At 55.2% G+C, this 15,662-nt stretch carries 12 protein-coding genes and 5 pseudogenes; 11 read left to right on the plus strand and 6 right to left on the minus strand.

The window, feature by feature from the left end; genetic code table 11:
• From DRB19_RS31980 to DRB19_RS26375, 9 genes and pseudogenes are all read left to right on the plus strand, one after another.
• Nucleotides 1-167, plus strand: a 167-nt coding sequence (locus DRB19_RS31980) for a transposase (protein ID WP_162815883.1), incomplete at its 5' end; no start/stop codon positions are given.
• A gap of 65 nt (nucleotides 168-232) precedes the next feature.
• Nucleotides 233-574 carry a hypothetical protein gene (locus DRB19_RS26345; protein ID WP_114188977.1) on the plus strand — a complete coding sequence of 114 codons (342 nt, stop codon included), beginning with the start codon at nucleotides 233-235 and terminating at the stop codon, nucleotides 572-574.
• Between the two features lie 46 nt (nucleotides 575-620).
• Nucleotides 621-737, plus strand: a pseudogene (locus DRB19_RS31610) (IS3 family transposase); the annotation flags it as partial.
• A 4-nt stretch (nucleotides 738-741) separates the two neighbouring features.
• A pseudogene (locus DRB19_RS31365) lies at nucleotides 742-1,011 on the plus strand (integrase core domain-containing protein); the annotation flags it as partial.
• A 572-nt stretch (nucleotides 1,012-1,583) separates the two neighbouring features.
• Nucleotides 1,584-3,584, plus strand: coding sequence for an acyltransferase family protein (locus DRB19_RS26355; RefSeq protein ID WP_114188978.1), 2,001 nt, complete (start codon nucleotides 1,584-1,586; stop codon nucleotides 3,582-3,584).
• Nucleotides 3,585-3,593: 9 nt separating this feature from the next.
• Complete coding sequence (locus DRB19_RS30330) at nucleotides 3,594-3,902, plus strand: hypothetical protein (protein ID WP_147022678.1); 309 nt, start codon at nucleotides 3,594-3,596, stop codon at nucleotides 3,900-3,902.
• Between the two features lie 42 nt (nucleotides 3,903-3,944).
• Nucleotides 3,945-5,174 carry a hypothetical protein gene (locus tag DRB19_RS26365; protein WP_147022680.1) on the plus strand — a complete coding sequence of 410 codons (1,230 nt, stop codon included), beginning with the start codon at nucleotides 3,945-3,947 and terminating at the stop codon, nucleotides 5,172-5,174.
• Between the two features lie 71 nt (nucleotides 5,175-5,245).
• A protein-coding gene (locus tag DRB19_RS26370) for an IS5 family transposase (protein WP_114188981.1) occupies nucleotides 5,246-6,012 on the plus strand; the annotation gives its coding sequence in 2 pieces (ribosomal slippage) (nucleotides 5,246-5,570 and nucleotides 5,570-6,012; 768 coding nt in all).
• Nucleotides 6,013-6,189: 177 nt separating this feature from the next.
• Nucleotides 6,190-6,776: pseudogene (locus tag DRB19_RS26375) on the plus strand (IS66 family transposase); the annotation flags it as partial.
• Between the two features lie 3 nt (nucleotides 6,777-6,779).
• Here the strand turns inward: DRB19_RS26375 and DRB19_RS26380 are convergent.
• The 6 genes and pseudogenes from DRB19_RS26380 to DRB19_RS26400 all read right to left on the minus strand — a co-directional run bounded on the left by DRB19_RS26380 (nucleotide 6,780) and on the right by DRB19_RS26400 (nucleotide 11,459).
• On the minus strand, nucleotides 6,780-7,010 hold the full coding sequence (locus tag DRB19_RS26380) for a DUF6429 family protein (protein ID WP_114188982.1): 231 nt from the start codon (nucleotides 7,008-7,010) through the stop codon (nucleotides 6,780-6,782).
• Nucleotides 7,011-7,067: 57 nt separating this feature from the next.
• Nucleotides 7,068-7,853 (minus strand): annotated as a pseudogene (locus tag DRB19_RS31370) (IS3 family transposase); the annotation flags it as partial.
• Between the two features lie 57 nt (nucleotides 7,854-7,910).
• Nucleotides 7,911-8,084 carry a hypothetical protein gene (locus DRB19_RS30335; protein WP_162815884.1) on the minus strand — a complete coding sequence of 58 codons (174 nt, stop codon included), beginning with the start codon at nucleotides 8,082-8,084 and terminating at the stop codon, nucleotides 7,911-7,913.
• A 384-nt stretch (nucleotides 8,085-8,468) separates the two neighbouring features.
• Nucleotides 8,469-9,614, minus strand: coding sequence for an acyl-CoA dehydrogenase family protein (locus DRB19_RS26390; RefSeq protein ID WP_114188984.1), 1,146 nt, complete (start codon nucleotides 9,612-9,614; stop codon nucleotides 8,469-8,471).
• A 9-nt stretch (nucleotides 9,615-9,623) separates the two neighbouring features.
• Complete coding sequence (locus DRB19_RS26395) at nucleotides 9,624-11,186, minus strand: amino acid adenylation domain-containing protein (protein ID WP_114188985.1); 1,563 nt, start codon at nucleotides 11,184-11,186, stop codon at nucleotides 9,624-9,626.
• Between the two features lie 36 nt (nucleotides 11,187-11,222).
• Complete coding sequence (locus DRB19_RS26400) at nucleotides 11,223-11,459, minus strand: acyl carrier protein (protein WP_114188986.1); 237 nt, start codon at nucleotides 11,457-11,459, stop codon at nucleotides 11,223-11,225.
• A gap of 355 nt (nucleotides 11,460-11,814) precedes the next feature.
• Here DRB19_RS26400 and DRB19_RS26405 point away from each other — a divergent pair, with 355 nt between their 5' ends.
• Nucleotides 11,815-14,499, plus strand: coding sequence for an SGNH/GDSL hydrolase family protein (locus tag DRB19_RS26405; RefSeq protein WP_147022686.1), 2,685 nt, complete (start codon nucleotides 11,815-11,817; stop codon nucleotides 14,497-14,499).
• A 330-nt stretch (nucleotides 14,500-14,829) separates the two neighbouring features.
• Nucleotides 14,830-15,366, plus strand: a pseudogene (locus DRB19_RS26410) (hypothetical protein); the annotation flags it as partial.
• Between the last annotated feature and the right edge of the window lie 296 nt (nucleotides 15,367-15,662).

Consider the following 15,662-nt stretch of genomic DNA (forward strand, 5'->3'; position numbering starts at 1 on the left):
TTCCCAAGGCGCTCTATCGTGGGCGGGCTCGCATTGAGCAGACCATGGGAAAGCTCAAGCGGTTCAAGCGCGTTGCTCTACGTTGTGAGAAGACGGACGAGAACTACGGCTCCTTCGTCGCGCTTGCTCTGAGCTTCATCCTGATCAAATCCGTCCACACGACCTAGGCTGCGGCCTTTGCTAGAGTTCTCCGATATTGAGACTATGTGCCTGCTGATCCGGGGTCTGCATCATGGCTCGAACTTATCAGGAGTTGCTTAGCGATCTGGCGCACAGAGAGTCGAGCAACCAATACGATTTCATTAACTCTCTGGGGTATGCAGGAGCCTATCAATTCGGCGAAGCAGCTCTCCAGGCAATTGGCTACTATGCAGCGGATGGCACCAATGGCCACCCCTATGACTGGAACGGCGGTTGGACCGGCAAGGACGGCATCGACACCTTGAGCGAGTGGCTTGCCAACCCGGCCGTGCAGGACAAGGCTGTTGGGGAATGGTTCACGTACCTGTGGACCACTGAGATCAAGAACCTGGACCTGCAGAAGTACGTTGGCCAGACTGATCCACCCCATTGAATTGGTCCACCTTGAAGTATGTCTTGAGGCTCACAGGAGGACCACAATGCCGAAGAAGCGCCACAAGCCGGAAGAGATCGTTGCCAAGTTACGCCAGGTTGATGTGATGGTCTCACAAGGCCAATCGGTTGCCGATGCGGTTCGCGCCATCGGCGTGACCGAGGTGGCTTAGGGACGAGTCGCTTGATGGCGAGATCTTCTACTCGCTCAAGGAGGCTAAGGTCGTGATCGAAAGCTGGCGCCGACATTACAACACCCTGAGGCCTCACGGATCCCTCGGCTACAAGCCGCCGGCCCCAGAGGTGTTTGTGCCCGCCATGTCCGCACGGGCGGCTCAGCACCCCCAACTAGCACCGCCGCGTGGACTGACGCTGATGATCGAGCGCCTTGAAGAGTTTGCCGCTCGGGTGAGGGACGGGCTGGACGATCTGGACTGAGCTGGCAAGCAAGCCCTGATCCGAACCGTGGTGCGACGGATCGAGATTGACCGCAACCACGTTGAAGTTGTCTTCCGCGTGCCACCTCCGACGCCTGAGAGCTCAAGCCCGTCGGAGTCTTACCCGGATCGGGAAACTTGGCACCATTGTATGGACGATCAAGCAAGGCATTTGATACTCCTCCACAAAAAGGCGAAGCCGCGTGGCAAGCCTATCGGTTCGCAGGAACCTAGGCCGGAAATTCCGAGATGACGCTCTATGAAAGGTCCAGGAGATCCTTACGCGCTACAGGGAGGACCGTCAGGCCACTTCGGCAGGGATTGATCTCTGTTTTAAGTATAGAATTCCGGTTTACTACCGAATATCAATTAACTTACTCCTTGCTTTCCTAAGTACCTAAAGTTTCAATGAGCTAACGTTTCAATGAGAATTGATGTTTAGCCAATTTCGCGCAGGCAGATTATTGGGTGCGTAGTGCTCGGGTCCACATCGCGGGCTTCCAAGTCGGGCTTCAGCACCCTCTTTGAATCACGACTGCCCCGGCCACTCAACCGTTTTTGGAACGGGCTCTTATGCAATACCAAAGAACACCAGCCCCTTCCCTGGTTGTCGATGAGGCTGTACGCCGCTCTGAAGATCCAATTCAGACTGCAAGTAGGCACATCCGTTTAGATATTCAGTTGCTTAGAGCATGGGCAGTTCTGATAGTTGTCCTAAACCATGCGCGGTTCCCTTATTTTCCGGGAGGGTTTCTCGGAGTAGATATTTTCTTTGTCATCTCCGGTTACTTGATGACCAGACTAATCAATGAAGCTCTCGAAAATGATCGTTTCACGTTCGGCAGCTTCTATGCGCGCAGAGCTCGCCGCTTATTGCCAGCCGCTTACGCGACTTTCACCATCACAGCCATAGCTGCGCCATTACTCCTCGACGCAACTGAGTTACGAAACTTCGTTGCGCAATTAGCTGCCGCATTCACCTTCACTGCAAACGTAGTGCTTTGGAAGCAGGGAAATTATTTCGGAACTGAAGCAGTAATGAAGCCGCTGCTTCACATATGGTCGCTATCGCTCGAGGAGCAGTACTATCTCGTCCTCCCAATTGCGCTGTATCTGTGTCCCCGCCGCTTTCGGCTGCCCCTCAGCGTCGTAATGGTCATCGCCAGCGCAGCGATCTGTGCAGCGTTCATGCCGCGGACTGTCTCAGCAACGTTTTATCTTCTTCCGAGCAGGGCTTGGGAGCTGGGAATCGGATCTGTGGTTGCACTACTTGTGAGGCGTAATATCGTAAGATCTGCGCCATTATCGGTGTTACGCTGTACGTGTGCAGCGGTTCTCCTAATCGTGCCTGTAATTGCGGGTGAGCAGGGGCATCCAGGTATTACTGCTGCTATTGTCTGCCTCGCAACTGCGGTGCTCCTCATTCCTGGCGCAAACCTCGGTAAAGCTGAACAAGCGCTGAGACCGATTACTGCCATAGGTGATCGATCCTACTCATTGTACTTAGTGCATTGGCCGTTGTTTGCTTTCGCGAGCAACATATTTTTAGTGGCAGTGCCGGCCCAAGTGAACATTGCGTTGCTCGGTATCACTGTTGTCTGGACTGAACTGCAGTATCGGCTCGTTGAGCAACGCTTCCGCAGGTTTCCGATCACGCTGCGGAGCGTCGGAATTCTCCTCCTTCTGCCAATCGCTTTGATTGCGGCGAGCTTCATGCTTGCCCGCTCGATGAGCACTATCGACACAGAAGCACGTGCTGGCGGTTCCGGCTTGGCTTCAGTTTGTGACTATAAAGATCAATTCGTGCTCATTTCCAGCTGTACGAGCAGTTCCACAGCGCGAACGCTGCTTTGGGGTGACTCCTTCGCCATGGCGCTAGCACCGGGTCTTGCAGCATCTTCGCCGAACGGGATCATTCAGGCGACAAAAAGTTCATGTGGACCCATACTTGGCCTGTCACCAGTGAATGACAGCTACAACCGAAATTCGAGTGAGAAATGCATTGGATTTAATGTGTCGGTCTTTGAGTATTTATCTCAGCATCCAGAGATTGAAACTGTAGTATTATCCAGTGTTCTTGCTCAGTATGTGCCAGGTGCGGAAGATTCGAACTGGCGCTATTTAGTGCGGTTACCTGATGGAACTAGTGAGCGGCCGCAAGACAGCGCTTTGCTGCTTGATGCCTTGTCCGCCACCGTTTCTGAGATCCGCCGCCTTAGCAAGCGAGTTATTCTTGTCGCTCCACCTCCCGCCAGTTCCTTCGATCTCGGGCGTTGTCTCGAGAGGACCGCTGAAGGCAAGCTGACAATCGGCGGCCCTCCAGATTGCACGTTCTCTGTTGAAGAATATCGCGAGTATCGGCGTGAAATTCTGAGCTTCTTGGATCAAGTGCGGGCACGAGACGCAGTACCAATTCTCGATCTTGCTGATCGACTATGCAGGACTGAACGGTGCCAGACACGGCTAAACGGAACGATGCTCTACCGCAATAAGTCTCACCTCAGCTCGGCCGGATCAGTGGAGCTTGGAAGAGATATGAACTGGGGTAGCCTTATAGACCAGTTAGCTCGATGAGCAGTGTTATTGTCACTTGATCTATTGGTTCAAGGACGTTCGCCGCTGGACAAGTTTCTGAACGAATTGGAAGAAATGAGCGTTGCAGACCACCTCAGCGGCCTCAACCTGCTGCATCTTGCGGTCGAAGTTGGCCCAGCGCATGCCTTTGGACATGTCGATGGGATATCCAATGTCGCTGTCCGCTCCGAGTTGCCGCCGGCGCCTGAACACCTGGCTGATGGCCCGGTCATAGGGGGTTACCGTTGGCAGCTTGAGAGGCTAACTTCGGCTTCGGTCTCTGCTAGAGTATTTGATTCTGACAGTAATAAGCAGTAATAAGTGTTAGGGGCAGATACCTCCCGATCCGGGGTCTGCATCATGGCTCGAACTTATCAGGAGTTGCTTAGCGATCTGGCGCACAGAGAGTCGAGCAACCAATACGATTTCATTAACTCTCTGGGGTATGCAGGAGCCTATCAATTCGGCGAAGCAGCTCTCCAGGCAATTGGCTACTATGCAGCGGATGGCACCAATGGCCACCCCTATGACTGGAACGGCGGTTGGACCGGCAAGGACGGCATCGACACCTTGAGCGAGTGGCTTGCCAACCCGGCCGTGCAGGACAAGGCTGTTGGGGAATGGTTCACGTACCTGTGGACCACTGAGATCAAGAACCTGGACCTGCAGAAGTACGTTGGCCAGACAATCAACGGGGTTAAGATCACCGAGTCCGGCATCCTGGCCGGCGCGCACCTCGTTGGCGCCGGCGCAGTCGCCACGTATCTCAACTCGGGCGGCACTGAAGTACCAGCCGACCCTTCAGGGACTCCCGTCTCGGAGTACATCGGGGAGTTCTCTGGCTATGCGGTCGATCCGGTGTTCGGAACGGCCACGATGCGGATCAACTGGCTTTACCTGACCCAAGGCCCTGGAGGCATCCCAATTCCAACTTATGGAGAGTTTGGCGGCCCGAACTGGTCAGGCGGCAAGTTCGTGGGTGACGTCGAGCCAGGGGATTATACGGTTCAGCCTGAAGACACCCTGGACCAGCTATTCCTGTTCCACGACCAAGCTTATGACCAGCCTGACACTTTCGACCGCGCTCTCGCGGACATCAAGCTGATCCAGAGCATTCAAGCCCTGCCGGCAGATGCGGTTTCTGGAGAGGGCGATCTCTATGCTGGCTGGGCAGTCCTGGCGATGCTCTATCAGATCGCCGTGGTCAACAAGCATCCCGGACTGCTGCTTGCGCTGGACTTGAACGATACCGTGCAGGATGCCGCCGATCTGATCGCACAAGGAAGCATATCACCAGAACCTAACGAGGTTGTTGGGCTCGTGGAGTGGTTCGGGGAAACGGCCAAAGGCTTAGCAGACCTGGTCTTCCCGATCATCCTGAAGGATCTGTTGTTTGACTTCATCTCTGAGGATGCACTCATCTTTGTGACGCAAGCGGCCGATGCCGGTAACGAGGCTCCAGATCTTAATGATCTGGGAGACCTCCTGGGTAAAGACACGATTGCCAATTTGATCCCCGATGCCGGGTCAGATGCGGAGGCAATCACGGTTCCGGCCGTCATCCAAGAAGTGGGTGATCTCCTAATCTAGGCCGTGAACCCATAAAAGATCTTTCATTTGCAGCGAGTTGATGATTCACCTCCCGGTCACGGGAGGATGTGATGCGTCGTCATGAACTGACTGATTTCGAGTGGACGATCATCGAGCCGCTGTTGCCCAACAAGCCGCGTGGCATCCCGTGGGTGAACGACCGCCGGGTGCTCAACGGCATCCTCTGGCGCTTCCGCACCGGCTCGCCCTGGCGCGACATCCCCGAACGGTATGGGCCTTCCACCACTTGCTACAATCGGTTCGTGCGCTGGCGCGAGGCGGGCGTGTGGGACCGCATCCCCAATGCGGTCTCCGCAGCTTATGATGGTGACCTCATCATGATCGACAGCTCCTGTGTGCGCGTCCACCAGCATGGCGCGACGGGTAAAAAGGGGGCGGAGATGGTGGCATGGGACGTTCCCGTGGCGGCCTGACGACCAAGATCCACGCGCTGGTGGATGCCGAAGGCCGGCCAATCCGCATGGCTCTCACACCTGGCCAAGCCCATGACGGCACCGCCGCCGAGGAGCTGTTGGCAGACTTGAAGCCGGGCGCGATCCTACTGGCCGACAAGGCTTACGACAGCAACGCCATTCACGATCAGGCGCGGGAACAAGACGTCTGGGCCAACATTCCGCCCAAGAGCAACCGCAAGGGTTCATTTGTCTTCAGCGCCTTTCTGTATCGCTACAGAAATCTGGTGGAGCGCTTCTTCAACAAGCTGAAACAGTTCCGCGGCATCGCCACGCGATACGATAAGAACCCAGAGAACTTCCTGGCCGCCATCAGGCTGATCTCAGCTCGCATCTGGATCCGCAGTTATGAGTCCGCTGCCTAGAGCATCGGACCGTTAAGTGGACGCGCCACCGGCGGCTTCGGCATGGCTCCAGGATGGCTGAGATGCAGACCTCATCGGATCCGACTTCTCGTCCGATGCTCTAGTACTACAGCCGGGTTTGTGCGTTGTCGTAGGCACGGAGGTGTCGCGCCATGACGCACGCAAGCGAGGCCCACCGCTGGGCGGCCGTTCTTCGAGCGGGCTGATATCGTGGCGAATGCCCGGCGCGACAAGAAGGCGACGACGATCTCGCCGATTGCGCTGGAGGCGGTCAAGCGTATCGATGCGCTGTTTGAGATCGAGCGCACGATCAACGGCCGGAGCGCCGAGGAGCGTCGGCGGGTCCGGTAGGAGCAGAGCGCGCCGCTTCTCGAGGCTCTGAAGGAGTGGCTGCAGACCGAGCGTTCGCGTCTGTCGCGCTCGGCTTCGGTGATCAAGCCGATTGACTATCTGCTCCGGCGCTGGGACCGCTTTGCGGGCTTTGTCGAGGATGGCCGGATGTGCCTGACCAACAACGCCGCCGAGCGGGCGCTGCGCGGGTTTGCGTTGGGCCGCAAGGCTTGGCTGTTTGCTGGTTCGGAGCGTGGGGCCGCGCGAGCCGCGGCGATGACCATAATAATTGCGATCGCAAAACTCAATGATATCGATCCACTGCTTGGCTTCCCGACGTGCTGGCCCGGATTGCCGGCACACCGCAGGGCAGGTTGCCCGAGCTGCTGCCCTGGAACTGGAAGCCGGAACGGGACCGGCAGGCCGCGGCCTGAGGCTCAGGGCTGGCGAGTGAACAGTGCCTTGAAGAGCTCCTCGGCCTTCTGCAGCCCTTCATCCGTGAGCACGACGGACTTGGTCTTGTTGACCGGGTCGCAGATGAAGCCCTTCTCGTAGAGCCTGTTCATCGTCGTCCAGTCGAAGCCCTTCCAGGCCCGACACCCGTCGTGCAGCGTCAGCCACAACAGGGCGAGAACCGCTTCGTCAATCTTGTCGTGATCAATCTCCATGCAGCCACTTTACCACGCCACGACCGAAGATTCCGCGGCCTCCGGCGGATGCTTACGTTCCTTGTGCGGTCGCTCATTCATCGCCCAACCGACCACCCGTCGCGCGAAGAGATCGAGGACCACGGCCAATTACAGCTAGCCCTCTCCCGTCCAGAGGTAGGAGATATCCGCGGCCCATTCCTGGTTCGGGCGACCGGCTGAGAAGTCCTGCTCGATCAAGGTTGGGGGCGACCGGAAAAGCATGATGGCTGTCAGTGGTGCGTTTGAAGCGACGTTTCTGCCGGGCCTTGAGCCCATTCTCGCGCATCAGTCGGGCCGTCCGACGACGCCCGATGGGCAGGTCCTAATTTTGGAGTTCGCGCGTCATGCGTGGGCTGCCATAGGTGCCATTCGACTCTCTAAAGGCGGACCGGACATGGGCGAGCAGCACCAGATCGTCGCGCTGACGCTGGCAGGCTGGACGACTTCGCCAGGCAAAGGACCCGCTCGGGCTCACCTCAAGAACTTGGCACAGGTGCTGGATGGGGAATTCCGCTTTCGCCACATCGATGAACGTGAACCTCATCGACTTCCCCCTTGGCGTGGCCTTCTTCAGGATCTACCGCTCCTGGCGCAAGATCTCGTTCTCGCGGCGGAGGCGCTTGAGCTCGTCCATGACGTCCTCATTGGGCGGCGTGGCCGACGAGGGCCGGGTGTCCTGGTGCTCTGCCATCCAGCTGCGAGCGTCGAACGCTTCACCCTAAGATCGTCAGCGATTGCGCGTTGGGAGCGCCCACTCGTCAAAACGAGGCGGACGGCCTCATCCTGAAACTCTCTCGCAAAACGGGTCTTCGGCATGGAGATGCTCCTGCTTCATACAGAGCTCTTCACTTTTCGATGCAAGCCCATCTCACCGGTGGATCATCTCAGGGTACGATCATCGGAAAGCCACCATAGCAGTAGCGCTACTCCCAACATCAGCGAGCTTGCGCCGAAGGACGTTCCGACGAGCATGAAAAGCGCTCCGTAGTCCCAGAGCATCACAATGGCCGCCAATGCACCGATCAAACCCACGACGATATAAAGCGCGATCATGGGAGCTTCTCCCTTGAGGAGAATGTTTAGTACGCCCTAACGTTTCTTTTCGTTCAGTAGGCCATACATTTTCCTAGTAACGCTGTCTGAAGGGAGGTGTTGTAAACCTTTTGCGTTAGAGCTTCGGCTGCTGTGTCCCAAGTCTCAATGTGGAGGGCGTAGTGTTCAATCCCAGGCATCCCGCAACTTCATCTCACACCTTCGGAGCATAGTAGAGTATGACTGTGGCGGAATGGACAGTTCTCAGAGGAAAACATTTTAGGCTTCGGTGTTAGGATCATGAGCATTACTAATCACGCGTAGTCTGTGGAGACGCATTATTAGGTTTTTTGCTCTAGCCTCAGAGATCAAGCAGCTACGAAGCCATGCCTCTCACCGCTCACATTATAGCCCCAGAAGTGAGGACGCGATTATCCTCTGGACCTCGGAAGTACCCGAGTAAATTCTACTGCCCAAAGCATCACGCATCTCGCGTTCAAACTCTGAATCTACTATGTAGCCGTAGCCTCCATGAATTTGGATCGCATCCTCTGCACACCTGACCCAGTTCTCGCTGATAGCCAGCTTCGTGAGCGCAGCCTCCAGAAAGACGCTCTTGCCTTTGCTTTGCAACCACGCCGTACGATACAGAGCGGCACGTGCCTCGTCCAAACGCAATTTCATGTCGACTATCTTCGATCCAATCAACTGGAACTTACCAATCGATTGGCCGAACTGCTTGCGGTCATTGGCGTAGCGAATCGATAGTTCGAGCAGTCTCTGCATTGTCCCGACCGCGCTAGCGAGGATACAACTGCGCTCCCATGTCATAGAGTGTGTGAACAAATTCTTGCCATTACCCTCGCGACCAAGACGGTTTTCAACAGGCACCTCGCAGTCCTCTAGGAAAAGTTCTGCCATTGGTGAGGTTCGAAGGCCCATCTTTTCAAGCTCTCGGCCTACTTTGAAGCCAGGCGACTGTCTCTCGACGAGGAAGCTGCTGATGCCGTTAGGGCCCTTTGATCGATCTACGGTGGCATAAACGATCATCAAATCGCAGACAGGTCCGTTTGAAGCGAATGTCTTAGTACCATTGAGGATATACCGGTCACCACGACGCTCAGCTGTAGTTTGGAGACTATACGCGTCGGAGCCTGAGGCCGGCTCGCTCATGGCGTTGCCCCCAACGAGTTCTCCGGAGCACAGACTTGGAAGGTATTTTCGCTTCTGCTCCTCAGTGCCAAACTCCAACAGTGGAATTTCCAGCGTCCACATGTGCGCGTTGATGGAGAATACCAACCCGTTATCCCTACAACCGTAGCCAAGGCTCTCCAAAACGCCGACCGTCGTCAGCGGGTCAACACCCAGACCGCCATAATCTTTAGGAACTGGAAGTCCATGGATACCGAACTCTGCACACTTCTTCCAACCGACGCGATTAAACTCGCCAAGTTTGTCCCTTTCACGCAGGTAATCATTGAGCTCCCTACTGGCAAAGCGACTCACAGCCTCCCGAAATTGCACTTGTTCTTCTGACCAAGCGAAGTCCATATGTTTACTCTAGCTCTGGGCCTTCAGGGATTGATAATCAACTTTGTCGGTGGAGGTTTTAGGCAGCGAGACATGGAAGCTGAAGTTGTCAGGGATCATGTACCCAGGTATGTTTTCAGAGCAAAACGTCTTTAGCTCGATCAACGACAGCCTCGTGCCTTCGTTGCAGGCGATGTGGGCATGCACCTTGGTCCCCAGCACGTCGTCGGGAAGGGCAACGACCGCAGCCTCGCGCACACTGGGATGCCGATAAAGGCACACTTCGATTTCCCCTAGTTCAACTCTGAACCCACGCTTTTTGATCATGCGATCTTTGCGCCCGAGGTACCGGAGGTTGCCATCGGGATCCTCCCTCACCACATCGCCGGTCCGGTAGTATGCCGATCCTGCGCCCACCTCAATGAAAGACTTCCGTGATTGTTCTGGCAGGTTCCAGTAGCCACGTGTCACAGCGGCGCCGCGAATGCAGAGTTCACCCTCTGCGCCTTTAATCGACTCTCGACCTGCTGGATCTACGACTACACCTTCGAGATGGGAGCAGACCTTGCCAATAGGGATAGGCTCAATCCGGTCTTTGACTGTCTCGGTTGGCACTTCATAGTATGTACATACATTAGTTTCGGTCGGGCCGTAAAGATTGAAGTAACGTGGATGTGGCCACTGTCTCACGAGCGACTTCAGGTGAACTATAGGGAAAACTTCACCCGCAAAGAGAACTAGGCGCAAAGCCGAATAGTTCGCATTTTCAAGATTTCCGTACTGTGCAATTAGGCTCAGGACCGATGGCGCTGAGTACCAGACGCTGATCTGCATGTTGGCAATCAGCTCAGCCAGTTCGGTAGGCCTCTTACCTCGATCTTCCCCAATCAGGATCAATGTAGCGCCATGTTTCACCGAGCAATAAATGTCGAGAATAGAAAGGTCAAAATGGAAAGGAGCATGGGAGGAAAAACGATCCCTCGACGTCGGAGCAAAGCTTTCGGAGCACCAGTCCACGAAACTCACTGCATTGCGGTGGCTCATCTGGACCCCCTTCGGCGCGCCGGTCGAGCCAGAAGTATAAAGGATGTACGCAAGATCATCCGGCTGGACGACTGCGGAGTTCACAGAGGGGGCGTTGGCGTCGCCGTCCTCGTCTTTGAGCGTTGCCCGTATGTGGACGCCGCCACCGCTGCGGCTGATCACCAATGTTCGTGGATAAGCGCCACCTTGGAGTTGCTCGGCCAATAGCGCAGGCTCGAAATGACTCTCGATAACAACAACTGTGACAGCACAATCTCTAAGGACATAATAGTTACGACTTGGCGGTGCACCGGGGTCAAGAGGCACATAGGCGGCACCTGTCTTGAGCACGCCAAATATTGTTACCAAGCTATCGATAGATTTACGCACCCAGATCCCAACTCTGTCGCCCGGGCGCACTCCAAGTCCGACTAACCGGTCACGCATACGATCTGAGAGATCCCCGAGTTCTTGGTAAGTCATCGAGCTACCATCAGGCTCTTCGACCGCAATGTTGTCAGGCCAGCAGTATACGGCATCATCAAGATACTGAAAAAGGTTGATGGTCATGGTACCTCGCGAGCGTGCTGTTGGGGAGTAGAAGACTCACTGCTTCGCAGCAACCAAATCGCAGATCGCCTGAAGCGTATTTAAGTGTTCTTCGTCTGCCTCATGAGCTTTGACATGCACACCAAACTCCTGCTCGAGAAAGGTGATCAGTTTCAAAGTCGCCAGAGAATCCAGAATTCCAGACGACATAAGCGGCGTCGTTGCGGTGAGATTGCTCGGATCCTCACCAGGAAGGAACTCTTGAAGGATGAAATTTTTGATGGTGTAAATCATGGTGTCCTCACTAGTCGTGCAGGATCCCGTAGGTGTCTCGCGGTGCTCGGTGAGAAGCACGTAGCTGTTGCAGTATACCAGAAAGTTGGTTGAGCCGACGCAGGAGACGCAACTCATCACCACGGCGGGGTACTTTAGTCACTCTACGACTTTATCTGCAAGCAATTTCCTGGTAACTATTGTGCGTTTGCTGGTTATTATCTTTTTAGGTATGCAGCTCTCGTTCTGGGTACGAGAACGAACTGCACTGCACTCAGTAAGTCAATGTCACTGTCAAATCTGACGAAAGGTTTGAGCAGTAGAGACTTAAGTCAGTAGAGACATCATGCCTAGAAGCAACAGAAGGCCAACTCACATGCAACCTTCAACCGCGTTATGGCGCGCGTGGCGGCTCCCCAAAAGGTTTGGTGCTCTTGTACGTTCGGACAGCTCTGCTCCGGAAAAGCTACCGGCACCTACAGATACGTTGCCTCAGAGCTATCGGGAGCAAATTCGGGCAGAGATGCAGCCTGAGCGGTTACTTCGGTTGGGAGTGATAACTCTTGAGTTTGCGCTCATCGTTTTTGCTATACAATTGGTCAACATAGAAAGTGAAGCCTTCGAGCTGATTGTAACTGTCGCCTTAGGTGCCTTTCTCGTCCATCACTTCCTACCTAGCTATTGGAGGCAAAGCTGCTTTGCTTTCCTTTCTATTGCAAGTGTGTTCCTTGTCTTCGGATGGCACCATGGAGCTTGGCTCGTAGCAATTGGCGGACTGCTTATCGCGCTGTGCCACTTGCCTGCTGCTCTCTGGCTTCGCATTGCGCTCATCGTGCTGGTCGGAGGTATCCTAGCTGCTGGCCGCATGCAGACTCTATCGTGGGGCTCCCAGATACCGGCCGCAATCTGGCCAATCTTGGGCTCGATGTTCATGTTCCGGCTGATTATATACATCTACGATCTCAACCATAGTACAAGCTCCCCTAGCATTGGTGGTGCGCTTTCGTATTTCTTCATGCTACCCAACGTCTGCTTCCCACTTTTCCCGGTGATTGACTATAAGACCTTCCGACGGTGCGCGTATAACGACGACGCTATCCGACTGTACCAAACCGGTGTCAAATGGATGTTGCGAGGAGTTATTCAGCTAACGCTATACAAGATTGTCTACTTCATAGGAGTCATCGAGCCCAGCAGCATCGTGAGCGGAACAGGTGCTGCCAGATACATGATCGCGACATACCTCCTATATCTTAAAATATCAGGTCTCTTTCACCTGATCGTCGGACTGCTGCACATGTTTGGGTTTGGGCTTGCTGAAACCCACCATATGTACCTGTTGTCATCGAGCTTCACGGATTTCTGGCGCCGCATTAACATATACTGGAAGGATTTCATTCAGAAGCTTGTCTTCAACCCAGCCTACTTCTCCTTACGTAAATTGGGTGAAGCTCACGCCATCGTAATAGCAACGCTAATCGCATTCGCGGCCACATGGCTCCTCCATTCTTACCAGTGGTTCTGGATTCGCGGCGAGTTTCCGATCGTGTGGGCAGACTTGGTGTTTTGGTTTGGGCTTGGCTCGATCGTTGTCATCAATGTTCTATTCGAGTCCCGAAAAGGGCGACGCAGATCGTTGACCAAGCAAACTGGGACCGTTCGCGATGACGCGATGCTAGTCTTGAAAACTGCTGGAACGTTCGCCTCTATATGCTTCCTGTGGACGATCTGGAGCACGCCCAACATGGATGAGCTCGGGATCATTTGGCAAGGTATGCTCAATTCCGGGCCACTAGATCTGGCGGTGCTTATCGGCATTCCGATTGGGCTCGGTGTGACCGGAGTGCTTCTTCGGCACCGCACACGGGAGACTTTCGGTACTGGAATAAAGGCAAGTGTCGCCTCGAAAGATTTTATACTGGAAGCAGTGGTCATATCAGCTGTCGCTGGAGCATTTATTGTAATTGGATTATGGCCGAATTTACTTAATCCTATCTCACCCGCACTGGGAAAGTTGGTTGAGTCGATGCGTGATAGGGTGCAACTGAATGCTGCTGACTCTAGGAAGCTTATACGTGGATACTATGAGGATCTCGGCGATGTAACCCGCTTCAACAACGAGTTGTGGACACTATATGGTATGAAGCCTCATAATGTAGAATCGCTGCAGAGCACGGCGCAGACGAGGCAACGCAACGATAGCATTGGGGTAGAGTTCGTCCCGTCAACTGTCGAGACTTTTGCAGGGGCCACTCGCACAATCAACAGCTTAGGGCTTCGTGACCGTGAGTACCCGCTCGTGCCCGGTCCGAACACCTTCCGTATCGCTTTAGTTGGCTCCTCGAACGACATGGGCTGGGGAGTTAACGACAACGAGACCTATGAAAACCTCGTTGAGGATCGGTTGAATCATGAAATCGGTCTTCAGACGGGAAAGAAATTCGAGATCCTAAATTTCTCTGTGCATGCCTATCGACCGACGCAGAAGCTCGCGACTATTGAGCAGCGGGTATTTGCTGCTCGGCCTAATATAATCCTCTATGCAGCAAGTACGGAGGAATTCAACTTTATGTTCAAATCTGTCCGATCGTTGGCGGACAAGCAACTCCTTGAGCAATTTCCCTTCATCGCTGACGCTATTGAGCGGGCCAACATAAATGCCAAACGACTACCTAATGAAGTTGTTTTGCAAATGAAGCTTGGGCCGTTTGCCGAGGAAAGTCTGCGTGCGCTACTAGAGCGGTTCCGCGACGGGGCCTTGTCACGAGGCATACATCCAGTGCTTCTCATATTAGAGTTACCTCGGGATAATCGGTTGCGTGGCGAAGTTTTTGACCGCTTGGTGGATTTGGGAGAGGCCACCAATCTGACAACGCTCGATCTGCAAGGCGCGTTTGCCGCCGTCCGAGATCGCAGATCGCTTTGGGTTCTCCCTTGGGATGACCATATCAACGCCGAAGGACACCGCCTGCTCGCCGATCGGTTGTATTCCCTGCTTCTCAGCGAGGTGTTGGTCCCAAGCAACGCATCGATCAAGCAGGACAACCCGTTCAGGCGATAGCGGAATGGCCCCGGTTGGAAGTATTGGACGCATCGTACTATGATCAGGTTGAATGTTCACCAAGAGATCCAGCCCGAAAGCGATGGATCTCAAACGTGAGCGCGGAGTATGAGTTATAAGGATTGAGGCAACTCGAGCCATTGGGCGTCGGCACGCTGGTGCGCCGAACGTGCCAGGCGCATCGCTTCTGATCCCACATGCTGTCCTCTCCGGTGAGTGACCTTACCAGGTTGGGGCGCCATAGCCCTCTGGAGCCGTTGGCGCGCTCGCGGCCAGCTGAGCTGAAGCTGCCCTGTGCGCGTCCGGCAGAACTTGTCATTTGTGATTAGGCCCAAGGATTGGATCAACAACTCCATCCGACGGCAAGCCGCTCATATTCCCGAGAGCCTTTACTTCGTCACCAAACCCGAGATCGCCGCACAGATGATCGCGCGGGCTCTGGCGCCCGAGGCCTGGACGCGCCTGTCAGCCGGCGACGGTACGAAGGGAGCGCGCTTGTATGACTGGGCGTACGTCGAGTTGGCGGATCTCAGGGCGGAGGAATACAACAAGGATCTCACCGGCCTGTGGACACGCGGCCTGCTGATCCGACGCACCCTCTCTGATGGGGATCTGGCGTTCTTCTCGACCTGGTGTCCGGCCGGCACGCCGATCGACACCCTGGTGCGGGTGGAAGGCCAGCGCTGGGCCATCAAGGACGCGATCGAGACGGCGAAAACTGAACTGGGGCTGACGCACAACGAGACGCGCTCGTGGCACGGCTGGCACCGGCATGTCTCATTGGCGATGCTGGCGTTTGCCATGATGGCGGTGGTGCGCCAGCGCGCCAACAGCCTGGGCTCACCCCAAAAAGAACCGACGAAGCCAGGCTGCAGCGCGGGTGCGATGGTCTGTCCAGGAAATCCGCCGCGTGGCTACACGACTCCAGCAGCACCGCATCGAGCCGGCTTTTGTGATCGCCTGGTCTGTGTGGCGACGCACCCATCAGGCCATGGCTCAAGCCTCACACCGCAAACGAAAGATGCAACTGTAGTGCTAGAGCCGGGCCGAGTGGAATTTGAATCCGAGCAGTGACTTGTGGTTCAATGGTTGGCGCCGATTTGCGGAGGCGCCGATGTGGACAGCCGGGAACCGAGGTCTCTACGCTCGCACAGGTCTGCGCT

Source organism: Microvirga aerophila (assembly GCF_003332305.1).
Lineage (GTDB): Bacteria > Pseudomonadota > Alphaproteobacteria > Rhizobiales > Beijerinckiaceae > Microvirga > Microvirga aerophila.